The 23719-nt window shown below is 40.3% G+C and carries 29 protein-coding genes; 9 read left to right on the plus strand and 20 right to left on the minus strand.

Features of this window, described 5'->3' with window-relative positions; genetic code table 11:
• The first annotated feature begins 97 nt into the window (after positions 1-97).
• Genes obgE through rsfS form a run of 5 tightly spaced genes read left to right on the plus strand, consistent with a single transcriptional unit; the run spans position 98 to position 3294 of the window.
• Positions 98-1378: a GTPase ObgE gene (gene obgE, locus OCV99_RS02695; RefSeq protein ID WP_158367905.1), complete on the plus strand. Its 1281-nt coding sequence runs from the start codon at positions 98-100 to the stop codon at positions 1376-1378.
• A gap of 23 nt (positions 1379-1401) precedes the next feature.
• Positions 1402-1692: a ribosome assembly RNA-binding protein YhbY gene (gene yhbY / locus OCV99_RS02700; protein WP_158367907.1), complete on the plus strand. Its 291-nt coding sequence runs from the start codon at positions 1402-1404 to the stop codon at positions 1690-1692.
• A 31-nt stretch (positions 1693-1723) separates the two neighbouring features.
• Complete coding sequence (nadD, locus tag OCV99_RS02705) at positions 1724-2335, plus strand: nicotinate-nucleotide adenylyltransferase (protein WP_158367909.1); 612 nt, start codon at positions 1724-1726, stop codon at positions 2333-2335.
• Between the two features lie 15 nt (positions 2336-2350).
• Entirely contained in the window at positions 2351-2938 is a 588-nt protein-coding gene (gene yqeK / locus OCV99_RS02710; protein ID WP_158367911.1) for a bis(5'-nucleosyl)-tetraphosphatase (symmetrical) YqeK, read from the plus strand.
• A 5-nt stretch (positions 2939-2943) separates the two neighbouring features.
• Positions 2944-3294 carry a ribosome silencing factor gene (gene rsfS, locus OCV99_RS02715; RefSeq protein ID WP_158367918.1) on the plus strand — a complete coding sequence of 117 codons (351 nt, stop codon included), beginning with the start codon at positions 2944-2946 and terminating at the stop codon, positions 3292-3294.
• A gap of 39 nt (positions 3295-3333) precedes the next feature.
• Here the strand turns inward: rsfS and lexA are convergent, their stop codons facing one another.
• Positions 3334-3951, minus strand: a complete 618-nt coding sequence (gene lexA / locus OCV99_RS02720) for a transcriptional repressor LexA (protein WP_158367920.1) — start codon at positions 3949-3951, stop codon at positions 3334-3336.
• Positions 3952-4181: 230 nt separating this feature from the next.
• Here lexA and OCV99_RS02725 point away from each other — a divergent pair, with 230 nt between their 5' ends.
• The 3 genes from OCV99_RS02725 to OCV99_RS02735 all read left to right on the plus strand — a co-directional run bounded on the left by OCV99_RS02725 (position 4182) and on the right by OCV99_RS02735 (position 6467).
• Positions 4182-4529 carry a LysM peptidoglycan-binding domain-containing protein gene (locus OCV99_RS02725; protein ID WP_158367922.1) on the plus strand — a complete coding sequence of 116 codons (348 nt, stop codon included), beginning with the start codon at positions 4182-4184 and terminating at the stop codon, positions 4527-4529.
• Positions 4530-4631: 102 nt separating this feature from the next.
• Positions 4632-5699 carry a tyrosine-type recombinase/integrase gene (locus tag OCV99_RS02730; RefSeq protein ID WP_158367924.1) on the plus strand — a complete coding sequence of 356 codons (1068 nt, stop codon included), beginning with the start codon at positions 4632-4634 and terminating at the stop codon, positions 5697-5699.
• Between the two features lie 33 nt (positions 5700-5732).
• Positions 5733-6467 (plus strand): tRNA 2-thiocytidine biosynthesis TtcA family protein, encoded by a 735-nt coding sequence (locus tag OCV99_RS02735; RefSeq protein ID WP_158367926.1) that lies wholly within the window; start codon positions 5733-5735, stop codon positions 6465-6467.
• Between the two features lie 88 nt (positions 6468-6555).
• Here OCV99_RS02735 and OCV99_RS02740 read toward each other — a convergent pair whose 3' ends face one another.
• The 8 genes from OCV99_RS02740 to mnmL all read right to left on the minus strand — a co-directional run bounded on the left by OCV99_RS02740 (position 6556) and on the right by mnmL (position 13195).
• The gene (locus OCV99_RS02740; protein WP_158367928.1) at positions 6556-7200 is read right to left on the minus strand and encodes a cytidylate kinase-like family protein; all 645 of its coding nucleotides are present in this window, start codon (positions 7198-7200) and stop codon (positions 6556-6558) included.
• 95 nt (positions 7201-7295) lie between these two features.
• Positions 7296-8210: an RluA family pseudouridine synthase gene (locus tag OCV99_RS02745; RefSeq protein WP_158367930.1), complete on the minus strand. Its 915-nt coding sequence runs from the start codon at positions 8208-8210 to the stop codon at positions 7296-7298.
• Positions 8188-8700: a signal peptidase II gene (gene lspA, locus OCV99_RS02750; RefSeq protein ID WP_158367932.1), complete on the minus strand. Its 513-nt coding sequence runs from the start codon at positions 8698-8700 to the stop codon at positions 8188-8190. Before lspA ends, OCV99_RS02745 begins: the two co-directional genes overlap by 23 nt.
• Before the next feature lie 45 nt (positions 8701-8745).
• Positions 8746-9501, minus strand: a complete 756-nt coding sequence (locus OCV99_RS02755; RefSeq protein ID WP_158367935.1) for a YlmH family RNA-binding protein — start codon at positions 9499-9501, stop codon at positions 8746-8748.
• Positions 9502-9514: 13 nt separating this feature from the next.
• Complete coding sequence (locus OCV99_RS02760) at positions 9515-10087, minus strand: cell division protein SepF (RefSeq protein ID WP_158367937.1); 573 nt, start codon at positions 10085-10087, stop codon at positions 9515-9517.
• A 33-nt stretch (positions 10088-10120) separates the two neighbouring features.
• Positions 10121-10816 carry a YggS family pyridoxal phosphate-dependent enzyme gene (locus OCV99_RS02765; protein WP_158367939.1) on the minus strand — a complete coding sequence of 232 codons (696 nt, stop codon included), beginning with the start codon at positions 10814-10816 and terminating at the stop codon, positions 10121-10123.
• 16 nt (positions 10817-10832) lie between these two features.
• Complete coding sequence (locus tag OCV99_RS02770) at positions 10833-12230, minus strand: biotin/lipoyl attachment domain-containing protein (protein WP_158367941.1); 1398 nt, start codon at positions 12228-12230, stop codon at positions 10833-10835.
• A 17-nt stretch (positions 12231-12247) separates the two neighbouring features.
• Positions 12248-13195: a tRNA modification radical SAM protein MnmL/YtqA gene (mnmL, locus tag OCV99_RS02775; RefSeq protein WP_158367943.1), complete on the minus strand. Its 948-nt coding sequence runs from the start codon at positions 13193-13195 to the stop codon at positions 12248-12250.
• A gap of 78 nt (positions 13196-13273) precedes the next feature.
• On the opposite strand from mnmL, the gene OCV99_RS02780 reads away from it, so the two are divergent.
• The gene (locus OCV99_RS02780) at positions 13274-13480 is read left to right on the plus strand and encodes a DUF378 domain-containing protein (protein ID WP_158367945.1); all 207 of its coding nucleotides are present in this window, start codon (positions 13274-13276) and stop codon (positions 13478-13480) included.
• A gap of 37 nt (positions 13481-13517) precedes the next feature.
• Here OCV99_RS02780 and OCV99_RS02785 read toward each other — a convergent pair whose 3' ends face one another.
• From OCV99_RS02785 to radC, 11 genes are read right to left on the minus strand one after another with little or no spacing between them, the layout of a single operon-like run.
• Positions 13518-14489 (minus strand): D-alanyl-D-alanine carboxypeptidase family protein, encoded by a 972-nt coding sequence (locus OCV99_RS02785; protein ID WP_158367947.1) that lies wholly within the window; start codon positions 14487-14489, stop codon positions 13518-13520.
• Positions 14473-14868, minus strand: coding sequence for a methylglyoxal synthase (mgsA, locus tag OCV99_RS02790; protein WP_158367949.1), 396 nt, complete (start codon positions 14866-14868; stop codon positions 14473-14475). The genes OCV99_RS02785 and mgsA overlap by 17 nt, the downstream gene beginning before the upstream one ends.
• 11 nt (positions 14869-14879) lie before the next feature.
• Positions 14880-16010: an FtsW/RodA/SpoVE family cell cycle protein gene (locus OCV99_RS02795; protein ID WP_158367951.1), complete on the minus strand. Its 1131-nt coding sequence runs from the start codon at positions 16008-16010 to the stop codon at positions 14880-14882.
• The gene (locus tag OCV99_RS02800; RefSeq protein ID WP_158367953.1) at positions 16007-16219 is read right to left on the minus strand and encodes a cell division topological specificity factor MinE; all 213 of its coding nucleotides are present in this window, start codon (positions 16217-16219) and stop codon (positions 16007-16009) included. The genes OCV99_RS02795 and OCV99_RS02800 overlap by 4 nt, the downstream gene beginning before the upstream one ends.
• Before the next feature lie 11 nt (positions 16220-16230).
• Entirely contained in the window at positions 16231-17022 is a 792-nt protein-coding gene (minD, locus tag OCV99_RS02805) for a septum site-determining protein MinD (RefSeq protein WP_158367955.1), read from the minus strand.
• Positions 17004-17594, minus strand: a complete 591-nt coding sequence (locus OCV99_RS02810; protein ID WP_158367957.1) for a septum site-determining protein MinC — start codon at positions 17592-17594, stop codon at positions 17004-17006. The genes minD and OCV99_RS02810 overlap by 19 nt, the downstream gene beginning before the upstream one ends.
• A gap of 25 nt (positions 17595-17619) precedes the next feature.
• Positions 17620-20550 carry a penicillin-binding transpeptidase domain-containing protein gene (locus OCV99_RS02815; RefSeq protein ID WP_262574661.1) on the minus strand — a complete coding sequence of 977 codons (2931 nt, stop codon included), beginning with the start codon at positions 20548-20550 and terminating at the stop codon, positions 17620-17622.
• Complete coding sequence (gene mreD, locus OCV99_RS02820) at positions 20543-21061, minus strand: rod shape-determining protein MreD (RefSeq protein ID WP_158367961.1); 519 nt, start codon at positions 21059-21061, stop codon at positions 20543-20545. The genes OCV99_RS02815 and mreD overlap by 8 nt, the downstream gene beginning before the upstream one ends.
• A 3-nt stretch (positions 21062-21064) precedes the next feature.
• Positions 21065-21970, minus strand: coding sequence for a rod shape-determining protein MreC (gene mreC, locus OCV99_RS02825; RefSeq protein WP_158367963.1), 906 nt, complete (start codon positions 21968-21970; stop codon positions 21065-21067).
• A gap of 1 nt (position 21971) precedes the next feature.
• Positions 21972-22991, minus strand: coding sequence for a rod shape-determining protein (locus OCV99_RS02830; RefSeq protein WP_158367965.1), 1020 nt, complete (start codon positions 22989-22991; stop codon positions 21972-21974).
• Positions 22992-22997: 6 nt separating this feature from the next.
• A complete protein-coding gene (gene radC, locus OCV99_RS02835) occupies positions 22998-23699 on the minus strand; it encodes a RadC family protein (protein WP_158368558.1) in 702 nt (233 codons plus the stop codon).
• Between the last annotated feature and the right edge of the window lie 20 nt (positions 23700-23719).

Consider the following 23719-nt stretch of genomic DNA (forward strand, 5'->3'; position numbering starts at 1 on the left):
AGACGAAAAGGGCTGTTGAAAGACTTGGGGATTGATAAGTTTACAACAGCCCTTTTATTATATCACCCTTGGGTACGAGAAAGAGAGGAGTTTATATATGTTTGCAGACAGAGCAAAGATATTTATACGTTCAGGTAAAGGCGGCGACGGCCATGTCAGTTTCCGCAGAGAATTATATGTTCCCAATGGCGGGCCGGACGGTGGTGACGGAGGTCGTGGCGGCGACGTTATTTTTGAGGTAGACGAGGGATTGAACACTCTTCAGGATTACCGTCATAGAAGGAAATATGCGGCAAAAGACGGAGAGCCGGGCGGTAAGAGACGGTGCCATGGATCTGACGCTGATGATATTATATTGAGGGTTCCGGAAGGAACCGTAATCAAAGAAGCTGAATCTGGAAAAGTCATTGCTGACATGTCCGGGAATAACCGCAGACAGATCATTCTAAAAGGTGGAAAAGGAGGTCTTGGAAACCAGCATTTTGCTACAGCGACCATGCAGGTTCCTAAATATGCACAGCCTGGACAGCCTGCACAGGAGCTATGGGTCAATCTGGAGCTTAAAGTTATTGCTGATGTAGGATTAATCGGATTTCCGAATGTAGGAAAGTCTACTCTTTTATCACGTGTGACGAACGCCCGGCCTAAGATTGCGAACTATCATTTTACTACTCTGGATCCCAATCTGGGTGTTGTCGACCTGGAAGGAAGCAAAGGATTTGTGATGGCGGACATTCCGGGATTGATTGAGGGGGCATCAGAAGGAATCGGTCTTGGACATGAGTTCCTGCGTCACATTGAACGGACAAAGCTTATGATACATGTAGTGGATGCGGCAGGGACAGAGGGACGTGACCCCGTTGAGGATATTTATAAAATTAACGCAGAACTTGAAAAATATAATCCTGAAATAGCAAAACGACCGCAAGTAATTGCAGCGAACAAGATGGATGCCGTCTATCAGGATAACGACCCTATAGAAAGGCTGCGCAAAGAATTTGAACCAAAAGGGATCCAGGTATTCCCTATATCCGGTGTAACGGGAACCGGCATTAAAGAGCTGCTGTATTATGTCGCGGGAGAACTTGAGAAGCTGGATTCAGAACCGATTATATTCGAACAAGAATATTTTCCGGAAGACGAGCTTATTTATGCGGAACTGCCTTATACGGTAGAAAAAGAAGAGGATATTTATGTAGTAGAAGGGCCTAAGATTGAAAAAATGCTTGGATATACAAATCTGGATTCCGAAAAGGGCTTTGCATTTTTTCAGAAGTTTCTCAAAGATACCGGAATTCTGGACGAGCTTGAGGAGGCCGGGATTGAGGAAGGTGATACCGTTCGCATGTATGGTCTTCAATTTGATTACTATAAATAAATAAGATATGGGAGTTAATAAAGATGACGACAAAACAAAGAGCATATTTAAAAAGTCTGGCCATGACAATGGATCCGATTTTTCAAATCGGTAAAAACAGCATGACTCCAGAGCTTACAAAAGCGGTGGAAGAAGCGTTGAACGCAAGAGAATTGATTAAAGTCAGTGTACTGCAGAACTGTGCGGACGATCCGAAGGAACTGGCACAGATTCTGGCAGAGCGTACCCATTCTTTGGTCGTTCAGGTGATTGGAAAAAAAATTGTCCTTTATAAAGAAGGTAAACCAGACAAAAAGAAGATACAGTTACCATAATTTTATTATGTAAATATAATGAGGTATATCAATGAAAATAGGAATTATGGGAGGGACATTTGATCCGATTCACAATGGACATTTAATGCTTGGAGAATATGCCTACCGTCAATGCAAATTAGATGAGATATGGTTTATGCCAAACGGCAATCCGCCCCATAAAAAAAACAGCAGCATTGAATCTGATGCAAAAACACGTGCGGAGATGGTGGGATTAGCCATTGCAGATACAGAATATTTTAAATTAAATCTGCACGAGGTAAATCAGGAAAAAATATCCTGTTCTTATCAGACGCTTGAATATCTGCAGGCAAACTATCCACAGGACGAATTTTATTTTATCATTGGCGCTGACTCTTTATTTACAATAGAAAGCTGGGTGCATCCGGAACGTATTTTTCCAACATGTACAATTCTGGCTGCCTACAGAGACGATATAGATACCCGCGAAAAAATGAACAGCAAGATGCAGGAACTTTGTGAGAAATATAACGCTAAGATCAGGCTTTTGGATACTCCGCTGCTCCATGTATCCTCGCATGAATTGAGAGAAGTTCTAAAAGAGGGCGGTTCCGTTTCGGAATATCTTCCAGAGATAGTGGAGAATTATATTCAGAGACATGAATTATATAAGGCTATATGAGGAGAAGGATGAGAGATGAACGAACAGATAAAAAGAATGCAGCAGAAGCTTAAGAAACATTTGGACGAGGATCGTTATGAGCATACATTGGGAGTCATGTACACGGCAGGAGCGCTTGCAATGCGCTATCAGGAAAACATAAGAAGTGCATTGATTGCAGGACTTTTGCATGACTGTGCAAAATGTATTCCTACGAATAAGAAATTTAAAATGTGCAGCAAATATCATCTGGAGGTTTCTGAAACCGAACGCTCAAATCCCAGCCTTCTTCATGCCAAGCTTGGAGCTTATCTTGCAGAAAAGAAATATCACGTTAGGGATGAAGCCATCCTCAGCGCAATAACTTTTCATACGACCGGGAAACCTGCTATGTCTCTCTTAGAGAAAATCGTGTATGTTGCCGATTATATAGAGCCGGGGAGAAGAGAACTTCCTAACATGGCCGAAATAAGAAGGCTGGCTTTTGAAAATATTGATGAATGTATCTATCAGATTTTACAGGATTCCCTCAATTATCTGAATACGAGGAATATAACAGTAGATCCTATGACAGAAAAAACTTATCTGTATTATAAAGCATATCTGAAAAAGGAGGAGGTATAGCGTATATGGAGCATGGAAAAGAAATGGCACGCATTGCATATGATGCCCTGGAAGAAAAAAAAGGTGAAAATACAAAAATCATTAATATATCTGCCATATCAGTAATTGCTGATTATTTTATCATTACAACCGGAGGAAGCAACAGCCAGATGAACGCATTGGTTGATAATGTAAATGAAAAAATGCATAAAGCCGGTTATCCGCTTAAACAAAGAGAAGGGTACGGGCAGGGAAGCTGGGTGCTTCTGGACTTTGGCGATGTGATCGTACATGTGTTTGACAAAGAAAACCGCTCATTTTATAATCTGGAGCATGTGTGGAGTGATGGGGAAGAAATTCCGAGGAGCGAATTGTAAAAATAACCGGGAAGCGCACGAAAGGCGCTCCCGGTCATTTTATTTAAAAAAACGTATGACACCGATTACTTTTCCGAGAATCATAACATCTCTCACCATAATAGGTTCCATCTCGTCGTTCTCAGGCTGCAGCCGGATAATTCCTTCTTCTTTATAAAAAGTCTTGACGGTAGCGCTATCCTCAATTAACGCTACAACCATTTCGCCATTACTGGCAGTATGCTTTTCTTCAACAAGAATCATATCGCCGTCCAGAATACCTGCATTAATCATACTTTCACCCTTCACCGTCAAAAGGAAAGTAGTATTATTGGGGAGAAGCTCTACCGGAATCGGAAAGTAATTTTCAATATTTTCCTGTGCAAGCAGCGGTTCTCCTGCAGCAACGCGGCCAATAAGCGGAACATTCGTAAGTTCACGTCTTGTAAGGTTGAAGGTATCATCCAGAATCTCAATTGCCCTTGGCTTTGTAGGATCCCGTCTTATGTATCCATTTTTTTCCAGTGTCTCCAGATGTGAATGGACAGAAGAAGTGGATTTCAAATTAACGGCCTCACATATGTCTCGTACGGCCGGCGGGAAGCCCCGCTCCAATATCTGCGCTTTAATGTATTCTAGAATTTCCTTTTGTTTTGGAGTAATCTTTCCGTATCCCATAGGCTTTAAAATCCCCTTTCGATAATATATATGTTACATGAGCTTTTCTTAATTCTATCATATGAATTCAAAAAAAGCAAACAAATGTTGCGAAAATATGTTCGAAATTTTTAGCGTTTTCTGTTGACAAACATTTGTTCTTGCTATATAATCAAAATCACCAGGAACGGACGTTCGAAATCGAGAAAAGAATTCATATCCATATTAAATCTAATAAGGGGGAAGCAGCTATGCAGACAAAAGTTAAGAGAAGAAAAGCAAAGGAATTATTTATCAGACGTTGTTTTATTGTTACAGTATCCATGATATGCATCCTGGTTTCTATTTTGGCATGTAAGGGATTTGTAAAGGCTCGCGGAAAGGAGAAAGACACACACTCTGCTTACAATACGTATTACACAAGCGTGGAACTTAAATCCGGAGATACACTTTGGAGTATTGCTGAAGAATATATGCCGGAAGATTATTCTTCCATTCAAGAATATATAGATACATTGAAAGACATTAATGGATTAAAGAGTGATGATATATACGCGGAAAGATACCTTACTGTAGCTTATCAAGATACGGATTATTAAGGATTAGAAGAATATATCTATATGTAAAATACCGATTTTTCCAAAAGATATAGACATAGATAGGACAATGTGATAAAATGAAACACATGGAGGTTTTTATTTATGGCTAATTCAAAAAATCGAACTTATCATGAACAGACAGTGATTGACTATACCTTGCGTCTTCGGGATATTCTCAAAACACTTCCGCCTTTTGCCGGAGATTTTTTCCGGGCAATTGAACCAACATCATCCATACGTACCAGAATGAACTATGCTTATGATATTCGGGTATTTTTCCGTTTTTTGATGGAGAATAATCCGCTGTATACCGATTATACAACAGAACAATTTACTCTCCGGGATTTGGAAAACCTAACCCCTGTAGATATTGAAGAATATATGGAATATCTCAAGGTTTATAAGCGTGATGATGATGAACTTATGACGAATGGTGAAAAAGGGCTTGCGCGTAAATTATCAGCTCTGAGAAGCTTTTTCGGTTATTATTACAAACATCAGGCTATTTCCAATAATCCGATGCTTCTTGTAGACATGCCTAAAATCCATGAGAAAGCAATTATACGACTGGAAACGGATGAAGTTGCAATGCTTTTAGATTATGTTGATTCTTGTGGCGATCAGCTTACCGGTCAAGCGAAGCTTTATTATGAAAAAACGAAAAATCGTGATATGGCTATTTTGACCTTACTTCTCGGAACCGGTATCCGTGTATCAGAATGTGTAGGATTGGATATAAATGATGTGGATTTTAAGAATAATGGCATTAAAGTAACCAGAAAAGGCGGCAATGAGATGGTTGTTTATTTTGGCGATGAAGTGGAACAGGCGTTACAGAATTATATGGAAAAGGACAGAAAGGCCATCACTCCTCTCCCGGGACATGAAAACGCTCTGTTTTTATCCACGCAGCGTCGTCGAATGGGTGTACAGGCTGTTGAAAATATGGTAAAGAAATATGCCCGCCAGGTGACGCCCAATAAGAAAATTACGCCCCATAAACTTCGCAGTACCTATGGTACTTCTTTATATAAAGAAACCGGAGATATTTATCTTGTTGCCGATGTCCTTGGGCATAAGGATGTGAATACTACAAAAAAACATTATGCTGCAATCGATGAAAACAGACGCCGTCAGGCTGCATCTGCCGTGAAGCTGCGTGAACCATAATGAACCATAATAAAGTAAGAAAAGGAAAAAGCTATGAAATTACAACAATTATTAAGCTATACAAGAAAAGCTGTTGACGAGTATTCTATGATACAGGAAGGCGACCATATCGCTGTAGGAATTTCAGGTGGAAAGGATAGTCTGACGCTGCTCTATGCTCTGCATGGTCTGAAACGGTTTTACCCACAGAAGTTTGAATTAAGTGCCGTCACCGTGGATTTAGGCTACGAAGACTGTGATTTTTCTCCGGTAAAAAGTCTGTGCAGGGAGCTTGATGTCCCATATCATATTGTAAAAACAGATATTTCCCGTATTTTATTTGAGGAACGAAAAGAAAGTAATCCCTGCTCACTTTGTGCAAAGATGCGGAAAGGGGCTTTAAACCAGGCAGTTAAAGAGATGGGATGTAATAAGGTTGCTTATGCCCATCACAAGGATGATATTGTAGAAACTATGCTTCTCTCTCTTATATTTGAGGGACGTTTCTATTCTTTTTCTCCCAAAACATATCTGGATCGCATGGAGCTTACAGTGATTCGACCGATTATGTTCGTGGACGAAGCCGATGTTATAGGTTTTAAGAACAAATATAATCTTCCGGTTGTAAAAAGCCGATGTCCTGTTGATGGTTACACGAAGCGGCAATATGCAAAAGAACTGGTGAAACAGTTGAATACAGAACATCCCGGTGTAAAGCAAAGGATGTTTACGGCGATTCTTAATGGAAATATCAGCGGCTGGCCGGAGCGGATTTTGCATGTAAGATAATAAAGAAAAAAGGAAATATCTTACCAGCCTTTGTTACTGATGAACTGGCAGAGATATTTCCTTCCTACTCTTTTCTTTTCAGATTACATTATAATTTTTTATTATTATTGTTTTCTTTTATTTCTACCAGCCGTTTGATTGCTTCTGCAGTTCCGTCAATTCCGAGAAGGGAACTGTTGAGACTGACGTCATAGCTGACAGCGTCTCCCCAGCGCTTATTCGTATAGTAATTATAATAGCTGGAACGCTTTTTATCTGTCTTGTTAATCATATCTTTTGCTTTTGCATCTGTCAGATCATAGATACGTGCAATTCTGCGGATACGTGCATTTAAATCAGCATGAATGAACACGCTGAGTACATTATCATATTCTTCCAACGCATAGTCAGCACATCGGCCAACCAGAATGCATGGACCCTCATCTGCAATTTTTTTAATTGCATCAAATTGGGCAAGAAATACTTTATGATTAATCGGCATATCCGTATAGCTTCCGGAAGAATAACCCAAAGAATACGTGTCCATAACCAAGGAATATAAAAAACTATTGGTAGGTTTTTCATCATGTGTTTCGAATAATTCCTGGCAGATACCACTTTCTTTTGCGGCGCGATCTAACATTTCTTTATCGTATAATTTAATACCTAAATCTTTTGCGACTTTATATCCGATTTCACGCCCTGCACTTCCGAATTGTCTTCCTATTGTAATAACTGTATTCGTTTTTTCCATAAAAATTCACGCTCCTTTTCTCCGCAGTTATTTAGCCTTGTATCTATTATATAGCAATTTGAAGAAAAAGTATATAATTTTTTTAAAAAAATTAGCTATAATTTAGTTAATATGACTAATAATTCTTTGAAATACGTAGGAAGCGGAGCGTTTACTTCCAAGTACTCTCCTGTCGACGGGTGGATAATTCCAAGTGTTTTTGCATGAAGAGTCTGCCCCTGCAGGTGCTTGAACGGGCATTTGGCAGGACCATATACCTGGTCACCCAGCAATGGATGACCGATGCTCGCCATATGGACGCGAATTTGATGAGTGCGTCCGGTCTCAAGCTCACATTGAATATAGGTATAATCCCCAAACCGCTCGAGAACTTTATAATGGGTAATTGCTTCACGGCTATGCTTTGCATGGGTACTCATTTTTTTCCGGTCTGTAGGATGGCGGCCGATAGGTGCGTTTATTGTCCCTTGGTTTTCTTTTATGTTACCGTGTACCAGAGCTACATATACGCGTTTAATAGAATGCTCTTTTAATTGACGGGCAATGCATTTATGAGCAGTATCGTTTTTACACACAACCAAAGAACCGGTAGTATCCATATCAATCCGATGTACGATGCCGGGACGCATAACCCCATTGATTCCGGAAAGCTCTTTTCCGCAATGATACATCAGCGCATTTACAAGCGTTCCGGAATAGTGGCCGGGAGCCGGGTGTACTACCATCTGTTTAGGTTTATTTACAATGATGATATCTGAATCCTCATACAGAATGTCCAACGGAAGCTCTTCAGCGGCGATTTCAGGCTCTTTAAGCTCCGGTATGGTAACTTTTATCACATCATCAAAACAAAGCCTGTAATTTGCTTTTACAGGCTTTTCATTAACATAGATTTGGGAATCTTTGATTAGCTTTTGGATGTAAGAGCGAGACATATCCGGCATTTCTCCGGCAAGATAACGATCCAGCCGCTCTCCGCTTTCAAATTCAATAGTGAAGTATTTTATCAAGGTCTTCCTCCTTATAGAAAAAAAGAATGAAAAAAATAAGCAGAACCACGCTGACTGTTACAAAAATATCTGCTACATTGAAAACAGGGAAATCAATCAATTTAAAATAGAAGAAATCAATTACATATCCCAGTCTCATCCGGTCAATACTATTGCCGATTGCCCCGACTGCTATCATAACAGCACATATTCTGAGAGGTAAAAAATGTTTGTTCATCGGAATCCGCAAATAAAGTACAATAATAAATATAAGAATGACAACCGCACTTGCCAAAAAGAAGATTTGCTGATTCTGGAAAAGCCCGAATGCAGCTCCCTTGTTCTCCAGATAATACAGTTCAAAAACTCCCGGGAATAACACAAGTGGCGCCTTCCCTTTTAAGTAAGTGACAGCCAGATATTTTGTCCATTGATCCAGCATTACACATGCGGATATCAGAAAAATAGCTGCAAAATAATGGAATAGCCGTTTCGTTTTTTTTGGTTTCATAGGTATTCAAGTATCCTCTCCTGCAGTAAATACTACAATATATTTTTACACATACTTATTAACGGTGATATAGAAACGTCCTTTCTTTGTCTCTGATAATACACCGTTATAGGAAATTTTTCCCATACCACGTACAGAGATCACGTCTCTTTCTTTCAGATGGTACCCATTGGATGTAATCAGCCTGCCATTAACAAATACTTTGCCATCTGTGATAAATCCGGTTAATTTGCTGCGGGATAATGGAAATGCCACGGAAAGGACTGTGTCCAGTCTGACAGATGCAACTGTACCCTTGATTTCTTGAAAAGCAGGTGTATAGGAAAAATCTGACGGAGGAATCTCGGCGGCCGTTACAGATGTATGCCGTATTCTGGTCAGATTGTCTATTATAAAGCGGGATATAGAATCACACACAAAAAGGATACATTCCTTTTCGCCGATTAGTAAATCACCAATTTTGCATCGCTCTATCCCTAAATTCAAAACAGCTCCCAGATAATCTCTGTGAGTAAGCTGTTCTGCAAATTTTGGTGCAGATGGAACGATCTTCAGCACAGAAACAGGATAACTATACTCATAATAAAGAGCATCAGGTAGAAAGGCAACCATCTGACGCTCGGAAGCTTCATAACCACCATATGTTTCATAATTCGCAGAAAACATATTCTTGGGTGTAGAATGCAGTATATTTAATTCATTAAGATTCAGAAAATCCGAGAAAGTAACGATATCCCTTTTGTAAGCTGTCTCGGATAAGTCTATCAGATGCTTCTGAAGCATCAATTCTTCCTTATTCATATTTCAAATTGTCCTAAAACCTCGTTTTCATAGAGGATGCATCAAAAGAAGTATTCAACAAATCCTGCAAATCACCGGAAATATCAACATTCGTCGGCGTTACAAGGAATATGTAATTGGAAACTTTCTGAAGATTTCCATTAATCGCAAAAGCTGCTCCTGAAGTAAAGTCTATAATTCTCTGCGCAATCTCTAAATCCAGCCCCTCGAGGTTCAGAATAACCGTTCTTCCACTGAGCAGTGTCTCCGTAATCTCTCTTGCATCTTCTACGGAAGATGGCTTGATTACACAAACTTCCATGCTCACACCTGTACTTCTTCTTGCAGGCTGACGCATAGGAGTAACCTTATTGCTTACTGTGTGAGAAGCTTTAGACTGCCTGGATGAATAATCATCATAACCTTCGTCGGCATCGTCATAATCATCATAAGTGTCTTTTGATTTAAAACGGTTCAAAATCCCCTTTTTCGCTGGTTTCTCTTCGTATTCATCATCATATTCATCATCGAAGAAATCATCATTTTCATCGTAATCGTCATCATCACTCAATTTCATAATATCAAGAAACTTATCTAATACTCCCATTTTTTTAACTCTCCTATCTTACTCTTTCGTCAATCATTCGTGAGCATAATTTCTTGCACCGAAAAGACCGGTTCCGATACGAACCATTGTTGCTCCTTCTTCAATTGCAACTTCATAATCATTGGTCATCCCCATTGAAAGCATACTCATATTAACATTATTAACTTTTTTCGAGTCAATGTCAACAGATAATTTACGTAAACGGCTAAAATATGGCCTGTTTTCTTCCGGATTTTCGACAAAAGGAGCAATTGTCATCAATCCACAGACCTGAATATGTGAAAACTCTGATATTTCTTCAATAAAAGGAAGTACTTCTTCCGGACTCAAGCCGAATTTGCTCTCCTCACCTGCAACATTGACTTCAACCAGTATCTTTACTGTTAAATTATGCTTTGCGGCTTCCTTTTCAATTGTCTCAGCAAGTCTTACAGAATCAACGGAATGAATATAATCTACTTTATCAATAATATATTTTACTTTATTGCGTTGTAGATGTCCGATCATATGCCAGGAAATATCCCGGGGAAGAGCATCATATTTCTCGGTAATCTCCTGCACTTTATTTTCGCCGAATATTCTTGTGCCGAAGTCATAGGCTTCTTTAAGCATATCGACAGGTTTTGTTTTACTAACCGCAATTAATGTGATATCCTCTCTTCTGCGTCCGGAACGATCGCAGGCAGCTTGTATTTTCTTTTCCACTTCTTCAAAATTATCCTTTAACATGGTATCCCTCCTGTTTTTAAAATACAATATCATTTTCGTGAACAATATTGCCGTCTAACGCAATGTGGTCATAATTGGATAATCCATAGTCACTTCCTTCTTCAACAATATAATATTCATCACTTTCACACAGGATATTTACCTGACAGAATACGGCATAACCTTTATTTACATTATAAACTCCGGGAAGGCGCTCCCTTTCTTTTAATGTATAGGTTTCCGATGAGTCCGGTTTTACCAATATGGTTTCTCTGTCAAAATCAGATGGATTCAGATAAATCATCCCGGTATCCTGGTCACGATAGTATACCGTAACCGCTTCAAACCGTGTTGTATCCGACTCTTCCTGAATTAATACCCCGGTTGATTTGCTGTTCCCGCCCTGTGTCAGATAATCTTCAGGTACTATATAGAAATCTTTTTGGATTACAGAAGATGTGGGGATTTTAAGCCCGGATTCATCTTCAAGAATTAATTCTATATCCAGGAAACGCTCGCCAGCATATCGAACCATAGAATGGTCAAATGTAAGGAATGCTAAATGCGTTCCATCGATATCCTTAATAGAAAGCCCTGCCCATGTTGTCTGTCCATCATAAGCAAATCGTACTTTTACACTGGTACTTTCTTTCAGCTCTTCATTCATTTCATCATCAAGCTCAATTACAATCGTCCAATCTTCACTGGTAACAAGTTTATACACAGGATTGCCGGAATCTATCTGTGTGTTATTGTACATCTCTATTTTTTCATAATCCGTCCTGGAAAGATCTTCCTTCGTCACGGTCTCAGCAGTAAGAGATTCGTAGCCATCTACAGAATATAGAATAATTCCGTCTTCTTCTGCCGGATAGACATTTAATCCGGTTTGCCCGCTCTGAATCATACTGTTCAGTTGTGCCTGCCTTCCTTGTGCGGAATTGGCAGTAATGATATTATTTACAGAATCCTTCAGAGTGTAAACATCTTCATATTTTAGATCGCTAAAACTTTCGATAAAATTCTGTGCTTTAGTTTCGATAGAATTTTTCTCTTCAGACGTCAATTCTGTTTCTATAGAATTTCCGTTCTCATCAACAGAAGTTTCCGTAGATGAAAAATCAATTTTTTCATCGGAAAGACTATAGACATTCGTTTTTTTACCAACTTTACTGCCTTCTGTGACAAAAAAATTCACATAGCCGCTTCCCTGGGCCGAAACAACCTCTTCTTCACGGATAATGATGCCTGTGTAAGAAGTATCTTTAAGAATAGATCCTTCCCGGACTTCGTACACAGATATATGTTTTGCAGTCACATAGGTCAACACAGTAATAACCAGATAAATAAAAATAACACCAAAAATTATAACGCCGATATTGATATTCCATTTTTTTCGGTAAACCTGTATATTCGTCAGTTTATTATCAGACAAAACATCTGCCTCCTATATTATAGTTGATTTAATGCGGCTCCATCTAAATAGTGAAACCTTTTTCCCTGAAAGCTTTCCCGTTTTTTCATTTCGGTTCTCACTTCATCTGTTAATTTCCACCAACTGGTCCCCCAATTGCAAAATACGGAATCTTCTTTCGGAATCCGACTAAATATGCGCTCTACAACGATTTCCGGATTCAGATATTCCAAAAAAGTGATCAGCCTATCGATGTATTCTTCTTTTTCACACAGAGTTATTGTACCATTTTCATAAGCTTCACACAATATAGTGTTTTTGGCAATGTAAAGAGAATGTATTTTTACCATATCTATCTTCATGGCAGATAAGATTTTTGCCGTCTCAACTGCATCTCTTATGGTATCATTCGGAAGGTTCAGGATTACATGTGTGCAAATATCAAAACCATATACTTTAATCTGATTGACTGCATCCAGAAATTCCGCCAGACCGTGTCCACGGTTAATCTGATCCAGAGTATGGTAATTCGCCGTCTGGAGTCCAAGTTCGATACAAATATCCAAATGATAATCATCCGACACTTTCTTCAATACATCCAAATATTCTTTACGGATACAATCTGGTCTGGTAGAAATTGCGATTCCTACAATATCTGAAATCACAGCAGCTTCCACTATATAAGAAGAAAAAAATTCAATCGGCAGAAAAGTGTTCGTATAATTTTGAAAATATGCAATGAATTTGTGGGCATGGTACTTCTCTTCTATTTTCTGACGGACAGACAACAGTTGTTCCTGAACGGAAATGCCAGAATCTGCAGCTTCAAATCCGGTACCGGATTCGGCGCAGAATGTACATCCACCCTTACCGGAAATCCTGTTCGGACATGTAACCGGCAGATTAATCGGAAGTTTATAAACTTTTTCGCCATATTTTCCTTTTAAATATTCAGAATATGTATAATATAATTTTTTGCATTCCATAGAAATACTTTCCTTTTTTAGGTATAACTTTTCCTTTTTTGTCAATCATATATTCATAGATAAAAAGGAGGAACAATCATGAAATGGTTTGACAACACATCATTAACAATCGTTATTATCGGAGCTGTTAACTGGCTCCTTATTGGAATCTTCCGTTTTGATCTGGTTGCATTCTTGTTTGGGAACCTGACATGGCTGTCACGAATCATTTATACTATCGTTGGTCTGTGCGGGCTGTATCTTATCAGCCTTTACGGAAGAATTGGCAGTGCATCAGATGTATAAAACGGAAAGAGAGGTATCTAAACAGATGCCCCTCTTTTTATTTTGTATTTGGTATCTGATTGATTAAAGCAGTCATATCTTCATACAATTGCGTTTTAGTCTCGGCACCCATGACAATAGAAATATAGGAAGATCCGGCATCATCCTTATCAAGAAGAATCAGGCAGTTCCCTGCTTCTCCTGTATATCCCGTTTTCCCGCCGATTATGGCAGCGCCTTCTGGAAGTGATGCCAATCCCCGGGCGTAATAGCTGGTAGGTTCCCAGGTAATCTGCCTTACGCTTCCGTCTGCCCCTGTAATGTCTGCCGTATACTGGTCGGCACCAATAATCGTCATAAATTCCTGATTTTTAATGCACTCATTAAAAATCAAATACATATCATAAGCCGTAGTATAATGGTCATCATCATGAAGCCCGTTTGGCGATGTAAAATGTGTATTTGTTGCCATTAATTCTGCCGCCTGCTGATTCATAAGTTCGGAAAATTCTTCCGTACTACCGCTGATATACTCTGCAATTGCCACTGCATTATCGTTGCCGGAGTATAAGAGTAATCCATAGAGAAGAGCCTCCATGGTAAGCTGATCCCCCTCCTGCAGCCCACAGACCTGATCTTCGATACCGAAGCTGGATGCGGCAGCGGTACTGCTGACGGTTACAATATCCTCCAGGTTAGAATTCTTAAGTGCAACCAATGCTGTAAGTATTTTCGTTGTACTTGCCGGATAAATGCGGTCATGGATGTGATAAGCATATGCAACCTCCCCGCTGTCAACATTAAAAAGTCCTGCAGCGTGCAGAGAAGAATTGCCGGTGAAGCCTGCAATTTCAACATCCTCACTAGCCACACAGAGATGTTCCGCAAACAGGCTGCTCTGATATAAATTCTTATTGTAATTTTCTATTTCATACGTTGTTGCTGCATTTCCCCGGCTGCATCCTGTTATGGCAACAATACTTACACAGATGCAGCAAAGAAATATTTTGATTCTATCTATACATTTCACGCCAGTCTAAATCTCCTCTGTCTATTGCTAAAACAAGTAATTCAGCGGTGGCAAGATTCGTCGCCATCGGGATATTATGCATATCGCACAGACGAATTACATCATTTACATCCGGTTCATGAGGTTTTACTGTCGACGGATCACGCAAAAAAATCAAAGCGTCAATATCGTTGTGTCCAATCTGTGCCCCCAATTGCTGCATACCGCCCAGATGCCCGGCGAGGAACTTATGGATAGAGAGATTCGTTACCTCTTCAATCAGACGTCCGGTAGTTCCGGTCGCGTATAGTTCATGCTTGCTGAGAATGCCGCGGTATGCGATGCAGAAATTTTGCATCAATGTTTTTTTTGCGTCATGCGCAATTAAACCTATATTCATTCTTTTCACTCCTATTGATATTTTTTCGGTTGTAAACCTACATTCAGTACAAGCCCAATACCAATGTATAAACTAATCAGAGATGTGAGTCCATAACTCACAAAGGGTAATGGGATTCCTGTTGTAGGGAAAAGCTGCGTTGCTACGGCAATATTGATAAATGTTTGTATTCCGATAAGTGATCCTACGCCGCAGCATATGATTCTGCCTCCCATAGTCTGCGATCGGATGCCTATCAAAATACACTGAATCACTATTAATAATAACAGAGCAATGACAATACAGCAACCCACAAATCCCAATTCTTCCCCGACAATAGCAAAAATAAAATCTGTCTGGGGCTCCAGAATAAAATTCCCGTTTTTAACAGAAGTGGTCGTATTGTTGTTTAGCCCCTTTCCGGTTAATTGTCCGGAACCGATTGCCATAACAGAGTTATTTTGCTGATAAGCATCATCACTGGCGTATTTCTCCGGCTCAAGCCATGCCAGAATACGTTTTTGCTGATAATCATCCAAAAGTTTTTGATCCGGCTGAACAACAATGCTAAGAGCGACAATTGCCAGTGGAATTACAATTAACAGGACGGTTCCTATGAATTTATAACTCAGCCCTCCCGCATACATCAGTACGCAGAATAAGGCAGTTGTCGCAATGGTTGTAGACAGATTAGGTTCTTTATAAATCAACGCAAGAGGAATGGCGATCAATACAACCGCCTTCAGGATTGTCTTTTTGTCGCTTAAATCTTCTTCATGCTGCATAATAAACTTAGCGAAGAAAATAATCAAGAGTATTTTTGCCATCTCTGAAGGCTGAAAATTCGTAAATCCAAGATTGATCCATCTTCTTGCTCCATTCACTACCTCTCCGATTCCGGGAACAAGGACAATTGCAAGCATGAAAACAGAAAGGAAGTAAAGAATCCAATAAAAATTCATGATCCATATATAATCAATCAGTGAAACAACTACCATAACGATGATTCCCAGGACTAACCCCAGAATCTGCCTGCTTTGATAAGGTCTATTCGCACTTCCGATTACTAGTACCCCAAGGCAGGATAAAGCCAGCACAAGAATAACCAGGCTGAATTTGTAATCTTTTAAATGATAGGGCTTTTTAATAAAAGGTAATTTCAATTTTTTTCTCCTGTTATTTTAATATGTATATGTGTTCGAGTAATGGAAACATCAAAGTCTTCCGGTGTAATTTCAATATATTTTGAAAGTGTCTGCTGCAGCTCGGAACAGATACGTCCGTAAGCATCGGGTGTACACTGCACTCTGTCTGATATAACAAGAACCTTCAATCTATCTTTTGCAATTGCTACAGAAGATTTTCCTGCCATCCCGCTCCCTCCTAATTTCTCTTTAAAATGCGGGAGAGTCTGGAGAAAAATCCCTGTCCTGCATTCAAATCAAGGAAGGGAACTTCGATTCCCAAAATCCGCTTACAGATATTGATATAGGCATTCCCGGCTAAACTTTCCGTTCCTATTACCGGTTCTCCCTGATTGGTGCCGATAACAACCTGTTCATCGTCCGGTATGGCTCCGATTAGCGGAACAGAAAGTATTTCTGTCACATCATCCACCGACATCATATCTCCACGCTTTACCATATCGGTCCGGATACGGTTAATAATTAAATCTGTTTTCCTGATTCCGTTTGTCTCAAGAAGACCTATAATACGGTCAGCATCGCGGATCGCAGAAACTTCCGGAGTCGTTACCACAAGTGCCCGGTCTGCTCCTGCAATTGCATTCTGAAATCCTTGTTCAATACCTGCCGGGCAATCCAAAAGGATATAATCATATTCTTCTCTCAGCTCTGCAGTAAGCTTTCTCATCTGTTCCGGCGATATTGCGGTTTTATCCTTTGTCTGTGCCGAAGGAAGAAGATAAAGATTTTCATATCGTTTATCTCTAATCAGCGCCTGCTTCAACCGGCAGGTTCCTTCAATCACATCTACTAGATTATATACGATTAAATTTTCTAGTCCCAGAACGACATCAAGATTCCGGAGTCCAAGATCTGTATCTATGATTACAGTTTTTTTATCCAGCCTTGAAAGTCCTGCGCCTAAATTTGCGGTAGTTGTTGTCTTGCCAACACCGCCTTTTCCTGATGTAACTACGATAACTTCGCCCATGAATAATCTCCTCCTATCACTGGTCTTACTTCCAGGTCGCCAATTTTCAGATGTGCCGGCTCCATATCAAGAGCGGCGATAAAGGCGTCCACCTTTCCGGATGCGCCGGCCTGTGCAGAACCATAAATAGCCCCGATTACGATAATATTTCCTTTGGAGACAACAGTTGCTCCCTCTTCAATATCACCGATAATGATAATGCTTCTTTCGGTTTCCAGTAATTGCCGCCGCTTTAACGTCCCCCTATAGAAAGTCCCGTCTGCCTCAGGTACCATGGCAAGGGTCTCATCTACTATACTTTTGTACATCTGATTTGTTTTCGCGTCGTGATCAATGATGCAGAGAATTCGGATATCTGCCGCTGTGGATATGATTCCTACAATCTCTTTTTCTTCAGCTTTTGTAAGAATACGGTTTTCAAAGCTTAATGCTACTTCATTTCCCCTGAAAAAGCGAGAGGACGCTCTGAATTTATTTTCTATTTCTACTAACAGTTCCTTATATTCAATTTCTGAATCAAGATAGACTGTTAAACCGTATTTGTTGCTTTTAATGATTACATGATCCTTCAAAAAGTTCATCTCCCTGCGTCGGCAATTAATCACTGTGAGAGCCTGCGCTTACCGCAGAAGCGCTGCCGTTAATAAGCTCTGACGAATCGGTTATATTGTAATAGTATTCTATAACACCCTTACCGACTTCTGCCGCGAAAGTAGAGCTGTAACCATTTGCAATCCGGATTGCAAATGCGATCTCCGGATCGCCTCCATTGGATGCAAATCCAACAAACAGGCCATGATCAGCGTGGGTCTTACTCTGCTGTGCCGTACCGGTCTTTCCATATAACGAAACACTGCTTTCGTTTATTTTAGAAAACAGGCTGCTGTTATTCAGAATAACTCCTCTCATTCCGGAATGCACGGCATCCCATGTATCCTGTGAAACTTCTTCTATTGTATTTGTCTGTTCGGACTGAAACTCTTCTACCACCGTCCCGTCTATTTTCTCTACCCTGTCCAGCAGAGACAGTTTATATACCGCCCCTTCATTTGCGACAGTGCTGATATACCGCGCAAGCTGACTGGTTGTATAATTGTTAGTTCCCTGTCCCATCGCCGATGGTACAGAGGAATCGTCGGATATCTGAGGTTCCGATTCCGGAATTTCAAGGCCGGAGGTTTCATTCAGCCCGAACATGGTGGCATATTTCCTTAACTTACTAAGCCCCAGTTCACTGGAATAAATATTTTTCGTCTCGGAGCCGTCTTCATTTTCCATCTGAGCAGCGTCCGCCTCTTCCAGCCCCAGCCGATATCCTACTTCATTAAAGAATACGTTGCAGGAATTGGTAATAGCGCTGACTACATCCTGTGTCCCATGATTGCTGGGATATACCCAACAATTAATATTGGGGACGACCTTCTTGAATGTACCATCACAATAAGTGGTCGTATTCAGATCAATCACACCCTCTGTAAGACCTGCAATCGCTGACAAAGGTTTATAGGTAGAACCCGGAGCCGTTTTTTCCTGGGTTGCATTATTATAAAACGGACGGGCCGTATTCGTAAGTAGTTTGTTATAATAAGCGCTATCCATAGAATTGGCAAGCCTGTTATTGTCATATCCCGGATAAGATACACAAGCCAGTACATTACCGGAATCAGGATCCGTAATCACCACAGACCCGGTACAAGGCTCAAGCCCTAATTGTCCGGGGGTTAGTTCCAGCGACTGAATTTTACTGCGGAGAAAATCATAAGCGCTTGTTGCTCCGCTTGCCAGACTGTTGTACTGTTCTTCGTCAAAAGCAAGAACACCTTGTTCATATAACATCATGCACATCTGCGTTCCCGTAATGCTTCCGGCTTTAATCATATACTGATAAACCAGTTTATCAAAAGAAGAACTGTTAAGCAAAGCATCTTGTACATAAGAAACAAGACCGCTGTATAATTCGCCGGCGCTGGAATATTTCCCGTCTGTGGATACATAGTCCTGCAACTTAGAAGAATCTATCCAATTCTGTGATATTGCATAATTCAAATAAGTATTAATATTAATTGTTTCTTCATTCCGCCACTGGAGATATACAGCATCTTCCGTATTAATAGACTCTTGTACAAGAACGCCTCTGCTTTCCGTCAGAAGATCTGTCACGATAAAAGACAGGTACGCCTGTGTCTCACGGGACATATCTTTATATGCAGGTGCACTTTCATTTTCCATAATGGAAATCAGGTCGTTCACTAATTGTTCTTTATATGCAGAGAAAGAAGCATATACTGTTTTTTCCGTATTGCCTGCATTTTCATCGGAAAAATGCTGCATATCCAGTATATCATTTCCAATAAATGCATAATAAGCATCGCCGCTTGCAACAATGACATTGCCTGCATCCGTAGACGTAGAGCGGTCATAATCCAGTACATCAGCCATCTTCGCCAGAAGGATTCCCGCAAGCTCCTGTTCCAGGATATCGTATGCGGCTTTCTGGAGATTGGCATCAATTGTAAGATAAAGATTATTACCGGCAGTAGGTTCTTTATTCTCTACCGTTTCAATAACCTTACCTACACTGTTGACATACAGTTTCACTTCCCCTTTCTCGCCCTGAAGATACTCGTCCATTACCTGTTCAAGCCCTGATTTTCCTACTGTATCAGTTAAAGAATATTTCTCCTGCTCTTCTTTATCAAGTGCGTCATATTCATCCTGAGAAATCTGACCGGTATATCCGATGATATTGGCAAAATATTTACTGTCTGTATAACGGCGCAGGGATTTTTCGGCCACATCTACTCCCGGCAGTTCATCCATATGCTCCATAATATCTGCGACTGTTTCGTTGCTTACATCTTCTGCAACAGTTGCCGGAATATATTTCTGAAAACGATTCAGGCTGATAGCATAGCGGATATTTACATATTTTAACACCTCGGAACGCTCCATCTCATCTTGATTAATTCCATAACCATTGGTTTCATCCTCGCAGAGATAATCAATCAAATCCTTCGCGCTCATATTACACTGTTCGTCCGTAAGCTTATCAATTGTTGACTCCCCAAATACATCCGCAATGAAACGGAGCCGCAGGGTTTCGTTATCCATTGCATACTGATATTCATTGTTGCTATCCAGAACGACATTGAAATTACTAATTACAGAGTCGCCATTCGATTCAACGATTTCGATAATCTGACCGATTTCTTTATTCAATTCTCTGTTTTTTTCAGAGCCGGTATATTCACTGTTGTCCTCAATCGTAATAGAATACGCCAGTTCATTATAGGCAAGCAGAACACCGTTGCGGTCGTAAATATTTCCGCGGTTTGCCTGGATTGTCCGGGTTTTTTGAATCTGAAGCTTATAATTATTCAGATATTCTTCACCATGGATAATTTGCAGGCTAAATAAACGCCCAGTTAAAATTGAAAATAATACACAAAAAACAATAATAACAATAAACAACCTTGTTCGGGCGATTTCTGCTGCTCCGTTTTTTATTTTTTCCCATAAACTATACAAATCTGCTGGCACTCCTTTGTTCTTCTGCTTCTAATTTACGGTTAATCTGAAGAATAATCTGGTATAAAACAATCGTAGCCAAAATAGTATATACTAATTCAGGCAGAATAATATGGAAAAGGTAATAGAAGAAATGGAATTCTCCCTGCAGCATAAAAAGGCAGAAATATACTACCAGTCCATAAACCAATTCACTGGCGGCTATCATTCCCAGTGGGAGCTTAATATCCTCATCATAAAACATGCGCTTAAAAAAGCCGTTCACGTAACCGGCTGTTGTATAAATTAAAGCATAAAACCCTAACAGCCCGCCCCAGAATACATCCATCAGAATACCGCAGATAAATCCAACCTGCATTCCTTCTTTCTTTCCACGCATAAATCCAAAAGATGCTGTGACAATAATCAGAAGATTCGGTTTTACAGTAAAGAATGTTATCCGGGGAAATACCGCGCTCTGCAGCAAAAAGCAGGCCAGAATGATAAGGAAAGAAATCACTTTTCTTTTCATGTATTACTCCTCCTCTGATGCAGAATCCGCCGTATTATCCGCTGTATCACTGTCTTTTGCATCTATCATATCTTGTTTCGTAGATGTGATGATAAGGACTTCATGCAGCTTTGTAAAGTCAACCGCCGGAGTGATATAGCCGGAACGGGTAAGATTATTGGAATCAACAGAAATCTCGCTGACATACCCAATAAGCAATCCCTGTAAAAATCTTGAACTGATGTGGGATGTAACTACCTGTTCGCCGACTTCTATTTCGGTATCGTTATTTGGAAGCTTCTCCAGACGAATTCTTCCATCCTCCATCAGTTTTAAATCTCCGCGAACCATGCAAAGATCGGAGGTAGAAAGAATCATGCCGCTGATATTGCTTTCATCATCAATGATAGAACGAACCTGTGAATAATTCGGTGCAACCTCTGTGACAATTCCAACAAGTCCGCTTCCTGCAAGAACATTCATATCCTCTTTAATTCCATCATTACTGCCCTTATCTATGGTAAAAGAACTAAACCAGTTCGTACCATTATTAGCAATAACATGTGCTGCTACCTTTTCATAATCCGCATAGTTCTGGTCCAGTTTGTAGAGCTCTTTCAGACGTTCAAGTTCATACTGTTCCTGACGAAGTCTTGTATTGTCGATAGTCAGTTCGTCTACACGTGTCTGGAGTTCTTCATTTTCTTTCTTCACCTCGTCCAGTGTTTGAAAATTGTCTGAAAGATCACTCATCCAGGTTCCTACATAACTGATTCCTTTTTGCATGGGTACAATCGTATAATTGCCAATCCAGCGAAGCGGTCCGCCACTGTCAGTAAAAAGCTCTGCTCCCATCAGGACGCCGCATATGACAACAAAAATCAGAAATATATATTTACTTGGAATACTGTTTTGCTGTTTAATTTTCATCTTATCTCATCCACCTATAACTTTCATTCAACATGGAATATGCCAGTTTCTTCAGTTCTTTTGACATTATAATTTGTTTCAGCCCGGTTACCGCACAGATATCCGGTTCAATAGCCGTATGCACGGTAATTCCAAGAGCATTTTCCATATGCTCATCAAGTCCGGGAAGACAGGCACCCCCGCCAGTCAGGAAAATACCATTCTTATAAATTGCCTTCCGTATTTCCGGTGGTATCCTGTCCAAAAGCGATTGGATTGCCCGGAGGCAATCCTTCAAAGGTTCTTGTATTGCCACGCGAACAAGAGTGCTTGAAATCTCTCGCCGCTGGGGCAGCCCCGTAATCAGATCCCGCCCTGCAACTGTGAGGAATGAGGAATCGTCAATGACCACGCCAAATTTTTTCCGCAACGTCTCCGATGTCAGCCTTCCGATTAAAAAGTCATGGTTATAATGCACAAGGGTTGCTATCGCCTGATCAAAAGTAATCCCTCCTACCTTTACAAGCCGGTTAAAAACAATGCCGCCGCCGGAAATAACGGACAATTCAGTAGTCTCACCACCAAAATTAGCAATCAGGATTCCTTTTGTATTTTCAATATCCAGATTGAGTCCAATAGCATCAGCAATCCCTCGTTCTACAATATTAACTTCTTTCGCCCTCGCCGTCGAATGTATTACCAAATCAAAAAAAGCTTTTTTTTCCACTTCGGTCACATCAGTTGGAACAGCAATTACATACTCTGCCCCTCTTGCAAACCGGCGTTCTTTTTTCAACAGGTTCTGCAGAAGATATTGCATATCATTAAATCTGGAAATAACGCCTTCCTTCATAGGAAATGCAACCTGAATACCAGTGGGAGACTTCTCATACATACGGTAGGCATCATCACCGACGGCAAAGATTTCTTTGTCATTTTTAACTGCAATTGCATTCTTTTCTTTCCAAATAGTATCTTGCTTTTTGTCATATACTTTAATTTCGTATGAACCAAGATCCAGTCCATATATATGTTTTGCCATTTTCTATTATCCTTTCGTACCTAGCAGCTCCGCTTCGGAAAAACTCATATAACAATTGTCCCCAATAATGATGTGGTCCAGTAAGTCAATTCCGATTAATAATCCCGCCTGATAAATTCTTTCTGTTATCAGGATATCAGACCTGCTGGGCGTCGGATCACCACTGGGGTGATTGTGCAGCAGGATAATGGACACTGCATTTTTCTGTAACGCTTCTATAAACAATTCTCTCGGTGTAATCAGCGATGAATTAACCGTTCCCTTGGAAATATCTGATTCACCAAGAAGATGTGATTTCGAATTCAGCATTAGTAATTTCATGTGTTCTTGTTTTTCGTGCCGCATCTCTTCCATGTAATACTTTGCAATCGACGCAGGACATGTAAAACTAAGTGTTTCAGAAGCTGTTGCCTTAGCAAGACGCTTTGCCAATTCAGAGATACAGGCAATCTGTATTGCCTTGACTCTCCCAATTCCTTTCATCTGTCTAAGCTGCGCCATATCAAGCTGATGGATTCCCAGAATTCCCTGTCCCTTTTCATATAAAAGACGCCGGGAAAGCTCCAGTACATTCTCCCCTTTTGTGCCTGTCCGAAGTAGGACGGCCAATAGCTCTGCATCTGTAAGGCTTCCCGCCCCGCTGTGCTCACATTTCTCGTAGGGACGCTCTGCCGTTAATAAATCTTTCATGGTATTGGTCTGATTCATTTTTCCAATTCGTACGATGC

The sequence above is a fragment of the Dorea acetigenes genome (assembly GCF_025567385.1).
GTDB lineage: Bacteria > Bacillota > Clostridia > Lachnospirales > Lachnospiraceae > Claveliimonas > Claveliimonas acetigenes.